15 protein-coding genes are annotated in these 14146 nt (G+C 65.3%); 11 read left to right on the top strand and 4 right to left on the bottom strand.

Features of this window, described 5'->3' with window-relative positions; genetic code table 11:
• On the top strand, positions 1 to 358 hold a 358-nt coding region (locus GM1_RS05810; protein WP_008377312.1), incomplete at its 5' end, for a transposase.
• Between the two features lie 58 nt (positions 359 to 416).
• On the opposite strand, the gene GM1_RS05805 is transcribed toward GM1_RS05810, so the two are convergent.
• The 3 genes from GM1_RS05805 to sp36 are packed head-to-tail and all read right to left on the bottom strand — an operon-like array spanning position 417 to position 1881.
• Positions 417 to 1235, bottom strand: a complete 819-nt coding sequence (locus GM1_RS05805) for an MBL fold metallo-hydrolase (protein ID WP_008377311.1) — start codon at positions 1233 to 1235, stop codon at positions 417 to 419.
• A gap of 5 nt (positions 1236 to 1240) precedes the next feature.
• Positions 1241 to 1711: a RidA family protein gene (locus GM1_RS05800; RefSeq protein ID WP_008377310.1), complete on the bottom strand. Its 471-nt coding sequence runs from the start codon at positions 1709 to 1711 to the stop codon at positions 1241 to 1243.
• A gap of 5 nt (positions 1712 to 1716) precedes the next feature.
• Entirely contained in the window at positions 1717 to 1881 is a 165-nt protein-coding gene (sp36, locus tag GM1_RS22170) for a Sp36 family protein (RefSeq protein ID WP_008377309.1), read from the bottom strand.
• 74 nt (positions 1882 to 1955) lie between these two features.
• Here sp36 and bagA point away from each other — a divergent pair, with 74 nt between their 5' ends.
• The 4 genes from bagA to GM1_RS05780 all read left to right on the top strand — a co-directional run bounded on the left by bagA (position 1956) and on the right by GM1_RS05780 (position 6140).
• Positions 1956 to 2957, top strand: a complete 1002-nt coding sequence (gene bagA / locus GM1_RS05795; protein ID WP_052005330.1) for an ATPase BagA — start codon at positions 1956 to 1958, stop codon at positions 2955 to 2957.
• Complete coding sequence (gene bagB / locus GM1_RS05790) at positions 2957 to 4054, top strand: ArsA family ATPase (RefSeq protein ID WP_008377306.1); 1098 nt, start codon at positions 2957 to 2959, stop codon at positions 4052 to 4054. Before bagA ends, bagB begins: the two co-directional genes overlap by 1 nt.
• 120 nt (positions 4055 to 4174) lie before the next feature.
• The gene (locus tag GM1_RS05785) at positions 4175 to 4873 is read left to right on the top strand and encodes an Abi-alpha family protein (RefSeq protein ID WP_008377305.1); all 699 of its coding nucleotides are present in this window, start codon (positions 4175 to 4177) and stop codon (positions 4871 to 4873) included.
• Position 4874: 1 nt separating this feature from the next.
• Positions 4875 to 6140 carry a DUF445 domain-containing protein gene (locus GM1_RS05780; protein WP_008377304.1) on the top strand — a complete coding sequence of 422 codons (1266 nt, stop codon included), beginning with the start codon at positions 4875 to 4877 and terminating at the stop codon, positions 6138 to 6140.
• Positions 6141 to 6198: 58 nt separating this feature from the next.
• Here GM1_RS05780 and GM1_RS05775 read toward each other — a convergent pair whose 3' ends face one another.
• The gene (locus GM1_RS05775) at positions 6199 to 6528 is read right to left on the bottom strand and encodes a WhiB family transcriptional regulator (RefSeq protein WP_008377303.1); all 330 of its coding nucleotides are present in this window, start codon (positions 6526 to 6528) and stop codon (positions 6199 to 6201) included.
• 276 nt (positions 6529 to 6804) lie between these two features.
• On the opposite strand from GM1_RS05775, the gene GM1_RS05770 reads away from it, so the two are divergent.
• The 6 genes from GM1_RS05770 (at position 6805) to GM1_RS05745 (ending at position 14138) form a co-directional block, all read left to right on the top strand.
• Complete coding sequence (locus tag GM1_RS05770; protein WP_052005329.1) at positions 6805 to 9231, top strand: penicillin-binding protein; 2427 nt, start codon at positions 6805 to 6807, stop codon at positions 9229 to 9231.
• A 51-nt stretch (positions 9232 to 9282) separates the two neighbouring features.
• Positions 9283 to 10251 (top strand): metallophosphoesterase, encoded by a 969-nt coding sequence (locus GM1_RS05765; RefSeq protein ID WP_008377299.1) that lies wholly within the window; start codon positions 9283 to 9285, stop codon positions 10249 to 10251.
• Positions 10252 to 10324: 73 nt separating this feature from the next.
• Complete coding sequence (locus tag GM1_RS05760) at positions 10325 to 11314, top strand: siderophore ABC transporter substrate-binding protein (RefSeq protein ID WP_008377297.1); 990 nt, start codon at positions 10325 to 10327, stop codon at positions 11312 to 11314.
• 4 nt (positions 11315 to 11318) lie between these two features.
• Positions 11319 to 12338, top strand: coding sequence for an ABC transporter permease (locus GM1_RS05755; protein ID WP_244874755.1), 1020 nt, complete (start codon positions 11319 to 11321; stop codon positions 12336 to 12338).
• A complete protein-coding gene (locus tag GM1_RS05750; protein WP_008377294.1) occupies positions 12325 to 13353 on the top strand; it encodes an iron chelate uptake ABC transporter family permease subunit in 1029 nt (342 codons plus the stop codon). The genes GM1_RS05755 and GM1_RS05750 overlap by 14 nt, the downstream gene beginning before the upstream one ends.
• Positions 13350 to 14138: an iron ABC transporter ATP-binding protein gene (locus tag GM1_RS05745; RefSeq protein ID WP_008377292.1), complete on the top strand. Its 789-nt coding sequence runs from the start codon at positions 13350 to 13352 to the stop codon at positions 14136 to 14138. Before GM1_RS05750 ends, GM1_RS05745 begins: the two co-directional genes overlap by 4 nt.
• Positions 14139 to 14146: the final 8 nt, after the last annotated feature.

The raw sequence follows: 14146 nt of genomic DNA, 5'->3' as shown, positions 1-14146 counted from the left end.
ATGCGGCGAGTACGGCGACAACTCCACCCGCTTCCGGACAGCGAAGGACCGCCGGAACTTCGCCCAGACCAGCCCCCTCACCCGCCAGTCCGGAAAGCTCCGCATCGTCTGCGCCCGCAAAGCCGGCAACGACTGGGCCCTCGACGCCGCGATACGACAGGCCAACGCTGCGATCATGCACGACAAGCATGCGCACGCCTACTACCGCAGACAGCGCGATCGAGGGGTCAAACACAACGCCGCACTCCGCCAGCTCGCGAACAAACTGACAGGGATTCTCCATGGTTGCCTAGCTCGACACCACCGGTACGACCCCGCGATCGCGTGGGCGAACGCCGATCTCGAGGTCCCTGCTTGACACGTTCCCGTTCTGGGATGTCTCAAGGAGCAGCGGGGGCGCGCTCTGGAGCAGGCAGCTAGAGGGTGCGGAGGTACTCCAGCTGGGTCTTCACCGACATGCGGGCGGCGGGCCACAGCTTCTTGTCGACGTCGGCGTAGACCTTCTTGACGATCTTCATCGGCTTCGCGTCGTGCGCGGAGACGTCGAGAGCGTCGAGCGCACCGCGGATCTGGTCGAGTCGTTCCTCGCGGTGCTGTTTGTAGAACCTTGCGACCGGCCCCAGTTCGGCGTGGTCGGGACCGTGGCCGGGCAACATCACTGCGTCCGACGCCTCGACGATCAGACGATTGAGGGAATTGAAGTAGTCCGCGAGGGTGCCGTCCCGCGGGTCCAGGACCGTGGTGCCGCTGCCGAGCACGGTGTCGCCGGTGACGATCGCCTTCTGGCCGTTGTGCTCGACGAGGAAGCTCGTCGAGTCCGCAGTGTGCCCCGGCGTGTGGATCACCGTGATCCGAAGACCTGCGGCCTCGATCACCTCGCGGTCTTTGAGACGCGAGGCGCCCTTCGAGAACTCGTCCGAGTACGCCCGGCTCGGCGCTCCGGACATGGTGCGGAAACGCTTCAACGCACCCACATGGTCATGATGACGATGTGTGAACAGCGTCAGCTCGACCTCACAGGCGACGCCGAGCACCGTCTCGAGGTGCTTGCGGTGCTTCTTCGGGCCCGGATCGACGACGACTGCCGTCGACGATCCGGGTGCACGCAGAACCCAGGTGTTCGTGCCGTCGAGCTCCATCAGCCCGGGGTTGTGGCACAGCACGACCGACGCGAACGGTGTCACTTCACGGACCGTCTCGTAGGCGGGGTGCACCGGAGTGTTCACGTCGGTCATGGAGATCAGCGCACCTGGACGATCAGTTCCACCTCGACCGGAGCGCCGAGCGGAAGTTCCGCGACGCCGACGGCCGAGCGGGCGTGGACACCTGCGTCGCCGAAGATCTCACCGATCAGGTCGGATGCGCCGTTGATCACGCCGGGCTGACCGGTGAAGCCGTTCGCCGAGGCGACGAAGCCGACCAGTTTCACCACGCGGACGATGTTGTCGAGACCTGCCACCGAATCGACGGCGGCCAGAGCGTTGAGGGCACACTGACGCGCTGCGGCGTTGGCCTGGTTCGGACGAACCACTCCCTCGGCGCCTTCGGACACCTTGCCGACGACGTCGAGCTTGCCGTCGACGACGGGCAGCTGACCCGACGTGTAGACGAAGTCGCCGACACGCAGTGCCGGGGTGTAGCTGCCGACCGGCGCGACCACGGCGGGCAGGGTGATGCCGAGTTCGGCGAGACGATCCGACCACTGTCCCATGACACTCAGCCCTTCGGACGCTTCAAGTAGGCGACGTGCTGTTCACCGGTGGGGCCGGGCAGGACGCTGACCAGTTCCCATCCGTCTGCTCCCCACTGATCGAGGATCTGCTTCGTCGCGTGTGTCAGCAGCGGAACGGTGACGTATTCCCAGGCGGTAGGTGCGCTCATGACGCTCACCTTATCGGTTAGCGAACGCCTCTGTTGCCGCGGTCGATAAGGTGAACCCCGTGGTCGAGAATCAGATGACGGACGCCGGAACGGCGTGGCCGCCCGCGGCACGCGACGCCAGGCTGCATTTCGTGTCCGGCAAGGGTGGAACCGGCAAGACGACTGTCGCCGCGGCATTGGCGTTGGCATTGGCCGCCAAGGGGCAGCGCGTGCTGCTCGTGGAGTGCGAGGAGCGTCAGGGCATCGCCCAACTCTTCGACAGTGCTCCCCTGCCGCCGGTCGACACTCAAGTCGCATCGCTGGAGGGCGGCGGCTCGGTGTGGGGGCTTGCACTGGAGATCGAGTACGCGCTGCTCGAGTACCTCGACATGTTCTACAACCTCGGATTCGCCGGTCGCGCGATCAAGCGGGTCGGTGCGATCGACTTCGTGACCACCGTCGCGCCCGGCCTGCGCGACGTGGTGATCACCGGAAAGATCAAGGAACGTGTGATCGCCGTCGACAAGAAGGGGCACCGCCTCTACGACTCGATCGTCGTCGACTCCCCACCGACCGGCCGTATCGGCAACTTCCTCGACGTGACATCGGCGATGGCCGATCTCGCGAAGACCGGCCCCATTCGCAATCAGAGCGACGGCGTCGTCCGGCTGCTGCACTCGGCCGACACCGCCGTCCACCTCTGCACACTCCTCGAAGCCATGCCGATCCAGGAGACCGTCGAGGCGATCGACGAACTCCGAGGAAAGGGCCTCCCGGTCGGGTCGGTCCTGGTGAATCGCGTGGAGCCGGCGCACCTTCCCGAAGAGATGCTCGACGAGATCGCCGAGGGCGCCATCGACGCCGACCGGATCCGCGAGTCGATCACCGGCGCCGGTGTGAACCTCACCGACGCCGACCTCGCCGGGCTGCTCACCGAGACCATCCAGTACGCGTCGCGCCTGCAGGCACAACACATCGCACGCTCCGAACTCGACGACGTCGACGTCCCCCAGATCGAACTGCCGACAGTGGAAGAAGGCATCGACCTCGGTGGCCTCTACGAACTCGCCGACGTCCTGAAGAAAGCGGGAGTCTGATGCCCGACCTGAAGATGGGCGCGGTCCTCGCCGACCCGACCACCCGCGTTGTGATCTGCTGCGGCTCCGGCGGAGTCGGCAAGACGACGACCGCTGCGGCGATGGCCCTGCACGCCGCCGAACAGGGCCGCACGGTCGCGGTCCTCACGATCGACCCGGCGCGGCGTCTCGCGCAGTCGTTGGGCGTGAGCGAGCTGACGAACGAACCGCAGCCGGTGCCCGTGTCGCCGGAGTCGAAGGGCACGTTGGACGCGATGATGCTCGACATGCGCCGGACCTTCGACGACATGGTGGTGGAGCACTCGACTCCCGAACGTGCCGAAGCGATCATGAACAACGCGTTCTATCAGACGGTGGCGTCGTCGTTCTCCGGCACGCAGGAGTACATGGCGATGGAGAAGCTGGGCCGGCTGCTCGACGAGAACCGCTGGGACCTCATCGTCGTCGACACTCCCCCGTCGCGGAACGCCCTCGACTTCCTCGACGCGCCCCAACGGTTGAGCTCGTTCCTCTCCGGACGCCTGATGAAGATGCTCGTCGGCGGCGGGCGCGGGGTCGGCCGTGTCGTGACGGGCGCGATGAGCATGGCGATGCGCGGCATCTCGACGATCGTCGGCGGCGACATCCTGCGCGACGTCGCGATGTTCGTGCAGTCCCTCGATTCGATGTTCGGAGGGTTCTCCGAACGAGCAGCCCGCACGTACGACCTGCTGAAACGACCCGGCACCCAGTTCGTGGTGGTGGCAGCGCCCGAGCCGGACGCGCTGCGTGAGGCGTCGTTCTTCGTGGACCGCCTGTCGAAGGACACCATGCCGCTCGCCGGTCTCATCGCCAACCGCACGCACCCGAATCTGACCTCGTTGTCGACCCCTGCGACAGCGGCCGCACTCGAGACCGTCGACGACGACCTGACCCGCGGAGTGCTCCAGGTGCATGTCGATCGCGCGGCGACCGCAAAGCGCGAGCTGCACCTGTTGCAGCGGTTCACCTCGTCACATCCCAGCGTCCCGATCGTCGGGGTGCCTGCCCTTCCGTTCGAGGTCGCCGACTCCGACGCGCTGCGGGCCGTCGCCGAACAGATCGTGAGCCGAGGCTAATTCGTACCAATGAATATTGTTATATAACTCTCTTTGGCTCCGAGAACTGACCAATACCCTCTCCCGTACTAGTACGCTGATGCGACCGCGCCCAGCGGCGACCGGTACGAAAGGGGATCCATGAGCAGCCTGTTCGACCCACGAGCCCTGCTCGGCTCCGCCGTGTCCATCACTCGGACCGCACTCAGCTATGCGGAGTGGACCGAAGAACAGTTCCTGGCGCTCGCCAGAGCCGGACTCGACGCGATCGACCCCGATTCGCCTGCCGCCGACGACGCACCCGCGGATAAGACGGTCAAGGCCGAACCGCAGCGTGCCGCACTGGAACCCGCCCCTGCGCAGCAGCTCACCGAACGAATGAACGGCCTCCTCGACCAGGCCCTCAACCAGGGCACCGCCGCCAGCAGACTGGAACTGTTCACCCGCATTCTCGGTCAACTCGTCGCCGACGAAGCTCGGATCGTCGGCGCACTGTCCGACGGCACGGTGTCACCGCTGATCAACGTGATCAGTCGAACATCGTCGCGCTCACCAGTGCTGGAGAACGCCGCATTGATCGGCCGGACGGCGAATCTCGCGCTGCCCGAGATGGTCCCCGCATACGTCACGAACCTGCTCAATCTCGGGTTGCTCGAGGTGGGGCCGGAAGATCCCGACCTGAAGGTCGACTACGAGGTCCTGGCAGCCGAGACGATGGTGCTCAAGGCCATCAAATCGTCGTCGGTGGGACCTGTCGGACCGCGCGTCGAACGGCGGACCCTGCGGCTGTCGTCACTGGGCATGGACCTGTGGACCACCGCGATGGCAGACGGCGACTGAGATGACGACACACGTCGTGGCCATTCAGACGTGGAGTGAGATCACCCACGACTTCGGTCTGAACTGGCTGATCTACCTGTCGATGCCGATCATCGCGGCATTCGTCGGCTGGAGCACCAAGATCGTGGCGCTCGAGATGATCTTCAAGCCGATCGAGTTCCGCGGCGTCGGCCCCATCGGCTGGCAGGGCATCGTCCCACGTCGGGCCGGCAAAGTCGGCGCGACGACGATCCAACTTCTGACGTCCAATCTGCTGCGTCCCGAGGAACTGCTGGAACGCTTCGACGCTCAGGAAGCCGTCGAGGCGATCCGCGAGCCGTTGACGTCGACCATCGAGGAGATCACTCGCGACATCGCCGAACAGGTTCGGCCAGGCCTGTGGGACAGTCTGCCGTCCGCCGCTCGCCGCGCTGTTCACTCGCGGATTCAACAGCAGGCGCCGGTCGTCGTCGAGAAGCTGTTCGACGAGATGCGGGCCGACATCTCGCGGTACCTCGACCTGCAATACCTGGCGGTCACGACTTTGGTCCGCAACAAGGAGAAGCTGAACACCCTTCTCAAGACGGTCACGTCGGATGCGATGAGCTTCGTCCGTCGCTCGGGGATCTACTTCGGGTTCGGCATCGGCCTGGTGCAGATGGTCGCGTGGGCCCTGTTCCAAAACCCGTGGATCATGCCGATCTTCGGATTCAGCGTCGGCTTCATCAGCGACTACATCGCACTGAACATGCTCTTCCGGCCTCAGCTCCCGAAGAAGTACCTCGGCTTCATCCGCTTCCAGGGCCTGCTTCACGCACAGCGCGACAAGATCACCCGCGACTACGCGAAGATCCTCGCCGAGGATCTGTTCTCGCCGGAGAACCTCATCCAGGGAATCCTCGAGGGTCCGGGCTCGGACAAGCTGTTCGCACTCGTCGCACGTGAGTTGGAGTCGGCGATCGATTCTCAAGTGTCGTTGGCCAAGCCGCTGGTGAGCCTCACGGTCGGCACGCAGAAGTACCGGGAGCTCAAAGACAAAGTGGTCGTCGACGTGCTCGCGCACGTTCCCGACACTCTCGCTCACGCCAACGACTACGCACTCACCACCATCGACCTGGAGAACACCATCGTCGAGAAGATGAGCGAACTGACCGAAGCCGAGTACGAGTCGATCATGCGCCCGGTCTTCAAGGACGACGAACCGCTGATGATAGCGATCGGAGCGATACTCGGCGGACTGGTCGGCGAACTCCAGGTCCAGCTGATCGAACTGTTCGCGCGTCACTGACAGCGAACACGCGGCAGATGCACGCGAGCCCGGCGATCTGATCGCCGGGCTCGTCACATCACATCTTGTCGGGGACTGCGCCGATCCGCTGGCGGCGGCGCTGAGCGTCGAAGAACTCCGCCCACGAGGTGACCTCGGGATGCTGGCGGAGCAGAGCGCGACGCTGGCGCTCTGTCATTCCTCCCCAGACGCCGAACTCGACACGGTTGTCGAGCGCGTCCGCGCCGCACTCCATCTGGACCGGGCAGTGCCGGCAGATGGTTGCGGCTTTGCGCTGGGCGGCCCCTCGAACGAAGAGGTCGTCCGGATTACCGCCGCGACAGCGCGCCTGCGATACCCAGGTAAGGCGTGTTTCCGAATCTCCGGAGGACAACGGCGCCAAAGTCATTGCGCGATCCCACCTTTCACAAACCCATCGACACGGACCGACGCTCGACCCGCGCATAAGATCTCAAGCTGAGCGTCACCCTGCATTTGTGCGCATTGTGGGGTAGCTCACGTCCATCACCCTATTGAGACGCCCATCGCAAATCAAGTCGAGCCGCCAATGGCCCGGTAAGGCGCAGATCCCGCAGGTCGCTACCCGGGTGTACTCGACAGCACACGTATCCTGGCGACCGTGCGGAAGACAACGAACCTGGCCGGCCTCGCGGTCGCCTGCGTCATGGCGGGCGTCCTGCTTGCGGGCCTCCTGTTTCCAGTCGTCGGCGGAATCGGCGTCCTGACCAATCGAGCTGCGGCGACGATGGAGAACAGTTCCTCGGAACTGCTGAACGGCACCCTGCCGGAGGTCACCACCGTGACCGACTCGACCGGCAAGCCGATCGCGCAGCTCTTCGATCAGTACCGCTATCAGGTCGGGTACAACGACATCTCGCAGGACATGATCCGAGCGATCATCTCCATCGAGGATCGACGATTCCTCGAACACGACGGCGTCGACTGGCGCGGCACCATCCGAGCGGCGCTGAAGAACTCGGCGTCCGGCGACGTCCAACAGGGCGCGTCCACTCTCGATCAGCAGTACATCAAGAACTATCAACTGCTCGTCCTCGCCCGCACCGAGGCCGAACGCCAAGCAGCGATCGAGACCACGCCCGCCCGTAAGCTCCGCGAAGTCCGTATGGCGTTGACACTCGAGCAGACGCTCATCGACCAGGCCAAACGCGACCGCGGGCTGGACGACGCCGCCGCCAAGCAGGACGCGAAGAAGCAGATCATCACGCGGTACCTGAACGTCGTCCCGTTCGGAAACAACGCCTACGGCATCGAGGCAGCCGCCCAGACCTATTTCGGCCACTCTGCCAACGAGCTGACGGTCGAGCAGGCCGCGATGCTCGCCGGCATGGTCCAGTCGAGCTCAGGCCTCAATCCCTACACCGATCCGAAGGCGACAACCGCCCGACGAAATCTGGTGCTGGACACCATGATCGACAACTTCCCAGAGCGCAGGGCCGAGCTGACGGCGGCCAAGGAGAAGCCGCTTGGAGTGCTTCGCGAGCCACGCACGCCGACGCAGGGATGCATCGCCGCCGACAACGCCGGATTCTTCTGCGACTACGTCCTGCAGTACCTCGCGGACAACGGCATCTCTCGCCAACAGGTGATGCGCGGCGGGTACCTGATCCGCACCACGCTCGACCCCGCGGTCCAGGCGTCGGCCCTGCGCGCAGCACAGGCACAGGCCGATCCGCACACCGAGGGCATCGCCAACGTGATGAGCATCGTCCGCCCGGGCAAGCAGTCGCACGACGTGGTCTCGATGGTGTCGAGCCGAAACTACGGCCTGGACGCGAAGAAGGATCAGACCGTCCAGCCCCAGCCGTTCTCGATGGTCGGCGACGGCGCCGGTTCGGTGTTCAAGCTGTTCACCACGGCGGCCGCGATGGAGAAGGGACTCGGAACCAGCGCAGTACTGCCCGTTCCGTCGAGCGTCTCCGTCTTCGGGATGGGCAACAGCAACGGCGCCAACGGTTGCCCCGCGAACGCCTACTGCGTCAAGAACGCCGGCGCGTACGCCCCACAGGCGTCGGTGACGCAGGCGCTCGCGACGTCGCCGAACACGACGTTCGTCCAACTCCTGCAGCAGGTCGGAGTGAAGCCCGCGGTCGACATGGCGGTCCGACTCGGTCTGCGGTCGTACAACTCTCCAGGAACGTCGGGCAACGGTGACCAGTCGCTGGCCGATTACATCAAGAAGGGCAACTTCGGTTCGTTCACCCTCGGCCCGTTCGCAGTGAACGCGCTCGAACTGTCGAATGTGGCGGCGACGCTGGCGTCCGGCGGCACCTGGTGCCCGCCGAATCCGATCGTCTCCATCCAGCAGGCCAAGCGCGACCAGTACGGCAACCGGGTGATGGACGAGAACGGCAAGCCGGCCCTGACCGCCGTTCCGTTCACCGCCCCCAAGTGCGAACAGGTCGTGGAGGCCGGGCTCGCGAACACCTTGGCCAACGCGATGAGCGAGGACGACCGCGGTATCGGCACGTCAGCACAGGCCGCACGCTCGACCGGATGGAACCTTCCGCTGTCGGGCAAGACCGGAACGACGGAGGCGCACCGCTCGGCGGCGTTCCTCGGTTTCACCAACCAGATGGCCGCGGCATCGTATGTCTACAACGACGGACCGACGCCTGCCGGAATCTGCACTGCACCGCTGCGCCAGTGCTACGACGGCGACGTGTACGGCGGCTATGAACCGGCCCGCACGTGGATGAACGCGATCCTGCCGATCGCGCAGAAGTTCGGACCTGTCGCGATGCCGCCTGTCGACCCGCAGTTCGTTGCAGGTTCCGACCGCGGCCGGATTCCACAGGTGAGCGGCCTGCCGGTGAGCCAAGCGACCGCCCGCCTGCAGGAGGCCGGCTTCAAGGTGAACGAGCTCGAAGTCGACAGCGGACGCCCTAAGGGCACCGTTGTGTTCACCGCACCGTCCGACAGCGCGATGCCCGGCAGCACGATCGCCGTCTACGTGAGCAACGGCCGTGGGCCGTCCACGGGGCCGCGCGGACGCAACGGCGAGAAGATGATCGAGAAGACCGTCGAGGTGCCCGGCGTCGGGCCGGTCGTGATCGAGGTCCCCGACGAGTGAGCTAGGACTGACGAGGCACGCCCCGGCAGACGGCGCGCGTATCGTGGACGCATGCTCCCCGGTTCCGATCCCTCGTCCCGCGTGGCCCGTCTCGCCGCGGGTGCGGCAGGCGCCGCCGCCGCAGGCCTCGTCTATTCGACAGTGATCGAGCGCAACGCGTTCGCTCTCCGTCATGTGACTGCGCCGATCCTCGAACCGGGATCGTCGTCGTTGCGGGTGTTGCACATCAGCGACATCCACATGATGCCGAATCAGCACCTCAAGCAGGCGTGGATCTCCGAGCTCGACTCGCTCGAACCCGACCTCGTCGTCAACACCGGCGACAATCTCGCACACCCGAACGCGGTGCCGGCGGTCGTCCAGTCGCTCGGCGGACTCCTGTCGCGACCCGGGCTCTTCGTGTTCGGGTCGAACGACTACTTCGGCCCCAAACCGAAGAATCCGTTCAAGTACTTCAAAAAGGATCACAAGCGCACACACGGAGAGCCGCTGCCGTGGCAGGACCTCCGTGCGGCGTTCACCGAACGGGGATGGCTCGACGCGACCCACGCAGTCCGCGAACTCGAAGTGGCAGGGGTGCGCGTCGCGTCGGCGGGTGTGGACGATCCACACATCGAACGCGACCGTTACGAGACGATCGCGGGCCGCCCGAACCCGCTCGCCCAATTGCGTCTCGGCCTCACCCACTCCCCCGAGCCGCGTGTCCTCGACGCGTTCGCCGACGACGGCTACGACCTCGTGATGGCGGGGCACACTCACGGCGGGCAGCTGTGCGTGCCGGGCTACGGAGCTTTGGTGACCAACTGCCACATCGACCGCTCGCGCGTGAAGGGCCTGTCACGTTGGGGAGCGTCGATGGCACTGCACGTCAGCGCCGGCCTGGGCACATCGCCGTACGCTCCTGCTCGATTCAGTTGCAGGCCCGAAGCCACTCTTCTCACCCTCACTGCGGTCCCGAACGGCGGCGGCGATGTCGACATCGATCTCACACTGCCGAGCCTGGAGGTCGTGACCAGCTAATTCTCGGCCGGGCAAGTTGGTAAACCTACACTATGTTAGGTTTGCGTTACCTTTAACGCCCGGAGGAAGAATCATGAAGTTCACGAGAATGCGCACTGCCGCGACCGCGGCAGCAGTGGTACTCGCAGGAAGCCTCGCACTCAGCGCGTGCTCGACCACCGCCGACGAGGCGTCCGCGTCCGGCGAGACGATCACCGTCAGCACCAACAAGGGCGACGTCGACGTCCCCGTCAACCCGACCCGCGTCGTCGCGCTCGACAACACGAGTGCCGAGACGCTCAAGGCGTTCGGCGTCACGCCCGTCGCAATTCCCAAGCAGCTGTACTCGAAGCAGCACCTCGGCGAATGGATCGACGACAACGACATCAAGGACGTCGGCGTCCACTCGGAGCCGAAGTTCGACGTCATCGCCGACGTCCAGCCCGACCTGATCATCGGCGGCTACCGCTTCTCGAAGCATGAAGCCGAACTCAAGAAGATCGCCGACGAGTCCGACGGCGCATTCATCGACATCTCCGCAAGCGATGACGCACCGAACGGTCGCGTCGCCGCGATGATCGCCCAGACCGAGACCCTCGGCAAGATCTTCGGCAAGGAGGATCAGGCTAAGCAGATCATCGCCGACTTCAACGCCAAGCTCGACGCGGCCAAGAAGGCGACGAACGGCCAGACGGTGTTCCTGTCGATCGTCAACGGCGGCAAGATCGACAATGGCGCCAAGCGCATGAGCCCGCTCACCGAGCCCCTCAATCTCAAGGACGTCTTCGCAGGTCAGGGCGGCGACCACCATCAGAACTCGGGCCTGACTCCCGAGGCGATCGCCCAGGCCAACCCCCAGTGGGTCATCGTGATGGACCGTGACGCCGCCGTCGAGCCGGAGGACGGTTCCAAGCCGCAGCCGGCTTCTGCGGTGTTCGCCGCACAGGACGCGTTCAAGAACACCGAGTTCACGACGAAGAACCAGATCGTCTACCTCGACCCGGGTTTCTACCTGCGTGAAGGCATCCAGTGCTACGGCGAGAACTACGACACGATCGCCAAGACCATGGGCGGCCAGAAGTAGTCCTGTGGTCACCACGTCTGACACCGCCTCACCGGCGACACCCACATCGGTGTCGCCGGTGAGGCGTTTCGCCATGCCCGCGCTGATCACCGCGACCGCGGCCCTGGTCGTGGGCTCGCTGATGATCGGCGAGTACCGGATCACCGTCGGCGGCCTGGCCACCGGAGACAGCGAGATGTGGCGGATGTTCTTCATCTCGCGCGTCCCCCGCACCCTCGCGCTGATCCTCGCGGGCATCGCCATGAGCTTCTCCGGCGTCATCATGCAGCGCCTGACTCAGAACAGGTTCGTGGAGCCGACGACCGCCGGAACCGCCGAATGGGCCGGGCTCGGCGTCCTGGCCTGTCTCCTCTGGATTCCAGGCGCCCCGCCGCTGGTCCGCATGCTCGTAGCCTCGGCCACGGCACTCGTCGGAACGCTGATCTTCCTCGGCATCATCAACCGCATCCGAGCACGGCGGTCCGCCATCGTGCCTCTCGTCGGTCTCATGCTCGGCGCCGTCGTCGCCTCCGCGTCCACGCTCCTCGCAATCCAGAACAACCTGCTTCAGGCGGTTGTCGCGTGGCGGTCCGGCGGCTTCTCGCACATCGTCCGCGGCTTCTACGAACCGTTGTGGGCGGTCCTGGTGATCGCCGTCGCGTCGTACGCGCTCGCGAACTACTTCACGATCGCGGGGCTCGGCAAAGACGTCGCCACGAGCCTCGGGTTGAACTACGGTGCGACCGTCGGGCTCGGTGTCGCCATGGTGGCACTCGCCTCGGGTGTCACCAGTGTGGTGGTCGGGTTCATGCCGTTCCTCGGCCTGATCGTCCCGAACATGGTCAGCGCCGTCCGCGGCGACGACCTGCGGTCGAACCTGCCGGCGATCGCGCTGCTCTCCACAGTTCTCATCATCGGTTGTGACCTCATCGGGCGTGTTGTCGTCCGCCCCATGGAGATCCCCACCTCTGTCGTGATGGGCGTGATCGGCGCCGTCGTGTTCCTCGCCCTGATCTTCTCGAGGAGGACCAGTGTCGCTCTCTGACGCCACCGCCGCACCCGCTGTGACGACTGCGTCGAGCCGCTTCGGCTGGAAGTCACGTCTCGTCGTGGCGGGCGTGCTCGCCGTCGCTGCCGTCTGCCTCTATCTGATGCTGCGGACCGGTGCCGACGACGTCCTGCGCTGGGACTTCCGATTCGGGAACAGTTCGTTCCAGCGGCGTCTCCGCACCGTCGCGGCGATCCTGCTGGCCGCGTACTGCCAGGCGGTCGCCACCGTGCTGTTCCACACGGTGACCCACAACCGGATTCTCACGCCGTCGATCATCGGGCTCGACTCGCTGTACGTGCTCATCCAGACGGTCGGTGTCGCAGTCGTCGGCGCCAAGTTCGTCGACAACTCCGACACGGTGCCGCAGTTCCTGTTCCAGACGCTGACGATGGTCCTGTTCGCCGCCGTGCTCTACCGCTGGTTGTTCTCGGGGCGCTTCTCCAGCCTGTTCCTGCTGCTCCTCGCCGGTGTCGTGATCGGCCTCGCGTTCCGCGCGGTCTCCGAGTTCCTGCAGCGACTGCTGTCGCCGACCGACTTCGACGCGCTTTCGATCAAACTCTTCGGCCGTCTCGGATCGGTCAACGTCGAGCTGCTGCCCATCGCCGCGGTGATCTGCCTGGTAGTCGGTGTGATCGTCTGGCGGCGCAGACACGTGTACGACGTCGTCCTGCTCGGGCGCGAGTCGGCGACGGGCCTCGGCGTCGACCACAAACGCGAACTGACCCTCGCGTTGGTCCTGATCGCACTGCTCGTGTCGGTGTCGACGGCACTCGTCGGACCCCTGACGTTCTTCGGGTTCATCGTCGCGACGCTCGCGTACGAGTTCGCAGGCGACTGGCGGCACCGCGCGACGCTGCCGATGGCCTTCCTCATCGGCGTCACGATGCTCGCCGCCGGACAGTTCGTGCTCCACAACATCTTCTACGCGAGCGGTCAGCTGACCGTGCTGATCGAGTTCGTCGGCGGCATCGTGTTCCTCGCCGTCCTACTACTGAGGAAGTCATCGTGATCGAGTTCTCCGACCTCACCAAGAAGTACGCGGAAACCACGGTCCTCGGACCGGTGTCCGGCGAGTTCCCACGCGGCGGTGTGACGGCACTCGTCGGGCCGAACGGGGCAGGCAAGTCGACCCTGCTGACAATTCTCGGCAGGCTCCTCGACTCGACGTCGGGTGAGGCGACGCTCGATGGGGTGCCGATCGGCAAGTACAAGACGACTGAGCTCGCACGCAGGCTCGCGATCCTCCGGCAGGAGAACTCGGTGAACGCGCGGCTCTCCGTCCGCGATCTGGTCGCCTTCGGTCGTTTTCCGCACAGCCGCGGTCGATTGACGACCGAGGACGAGACCAAGATCGCCGCCGCCATCTCGTTCCTCAATCTCGACGAACTCGCCGATCGTTTCCTCGACGAACTGTCCGGCGGACAGCGTCAGCGCGCCTACGTCGCGATGACCCTCGCCCAGGACACCGACGTGATCCTGCTCGACGAGCCGCTCAACAATCTCGACATGCGGCATCAGGTGCGGATGATGGATCAGCTCCGCCGCACCGCCGACAGCTTGGGCAAGACGATCATCGTCGTCGTCCACGACCTCAACTTCGCCGCCGCATACGCCGATCGGATCGTCGTCCTCGAGAAGGGCACGATCGTCGCCTCCGGCACGCCGGACGAGATCATGGACTCCGAGTTGCTGTCGAGCATCTTCGGCACCACGGTGCGCGTTCATCGCATCGAGGGCGTCCCCGTGGCCGTCTATGCGGGTCTACCGGTGAACGACGCCGTCTCCACCGGCTGACTGCATGC

The sequence above is a fragment of the Gordonia malaquae NBRC 108250 genome, from assembly GCF_000344135.1.
GTDB lineage: Bacteria > Actinomycetota > Actinomycetes > Mycobacteriales > Mycobacteriaceae > Gordonia > Gordonia malaquae.
This window is presented reverse-complemented; position numbering and strand designations above follow the sequence as displayed.

Bases quoted from the DNA above. Each gene is read 5' to 3' on its own strand.
- GM1_RS05805 (WP_008377311.1), bottom strand. From the start codon at position 1,235: ATGACCGACGTGAACACTCCGGTGCACCCCGCCTACGAGACGGTCCGT.
- GM1_RS05800 (WP_008377310.1), bottom strand. From the start codon at position 1,711: ATGGGACAGTGGTCGGATCGTCTCGCCGAACTCGGCATCACCCTGCCC.
- sp36 (WP_008377309.1), bottom strand. From the start codon at position 1,881: ATGAGCGCACCTACCGCCTGGGAATACGTCACCGTTCCGCTGCTGACA.
- bagA (WP_052005330.1), top strand. From the start codon at position 1,956: ATGACGGACGCCGGAACGGCGTGGCCGCCCGCGGCACGCGACGCCAGG.
- bagB (WP_008377306.1), top strand. From the start codon at position 2,957: ATGCCCGACCTGAAGATGGGCGCGGTCCTCGCCGACCCGACCACCCGC.
- GM1_RS05785 (WP_008377305.1), top strand. From the start codon at position 4,175: ATGAGCAGCCTGTTCGACCCACGAGCCCTGCTCGGCTCCGCCGTGTCC.
- GM1_RS05780 (WP_008377304.1), top strand. From the start codon at position 4,875: ATGACGACACACGTCGTGGCCATTCAGACGTGGAGTGAGATCACCCAC.
- GM1_RS05775 (WP_008377303.1), bottom strand. From the start codon at position 6,528: ATGACTTTGGCGCCGTTGTCCTCCGGAGATTCGGAAACACGCCTTACC.
- GM1_RS05770 (WP_052005329.1), top strand. From the start codon at position 6,805: ATGGCGGGCGTCCTGCTTGCGGGCCTCCTGTTTCCAGTCGTCGGCGGA.
- GM1_RS05765 (WP_008377299.1), top strand. From the start codon at position 9,283: ATGCTCCCCGGTTCCGATCCCTCGTCCCGCGTGGCCCGTCTCGCCGCG.
- GM1_RS05760 (WP_008377297.1), top strand. From the start codon at position 10,325: ATGAAGTTCACGAGAATGCGCACTGCCGCGACCGCGGCAGCAGTGGTA.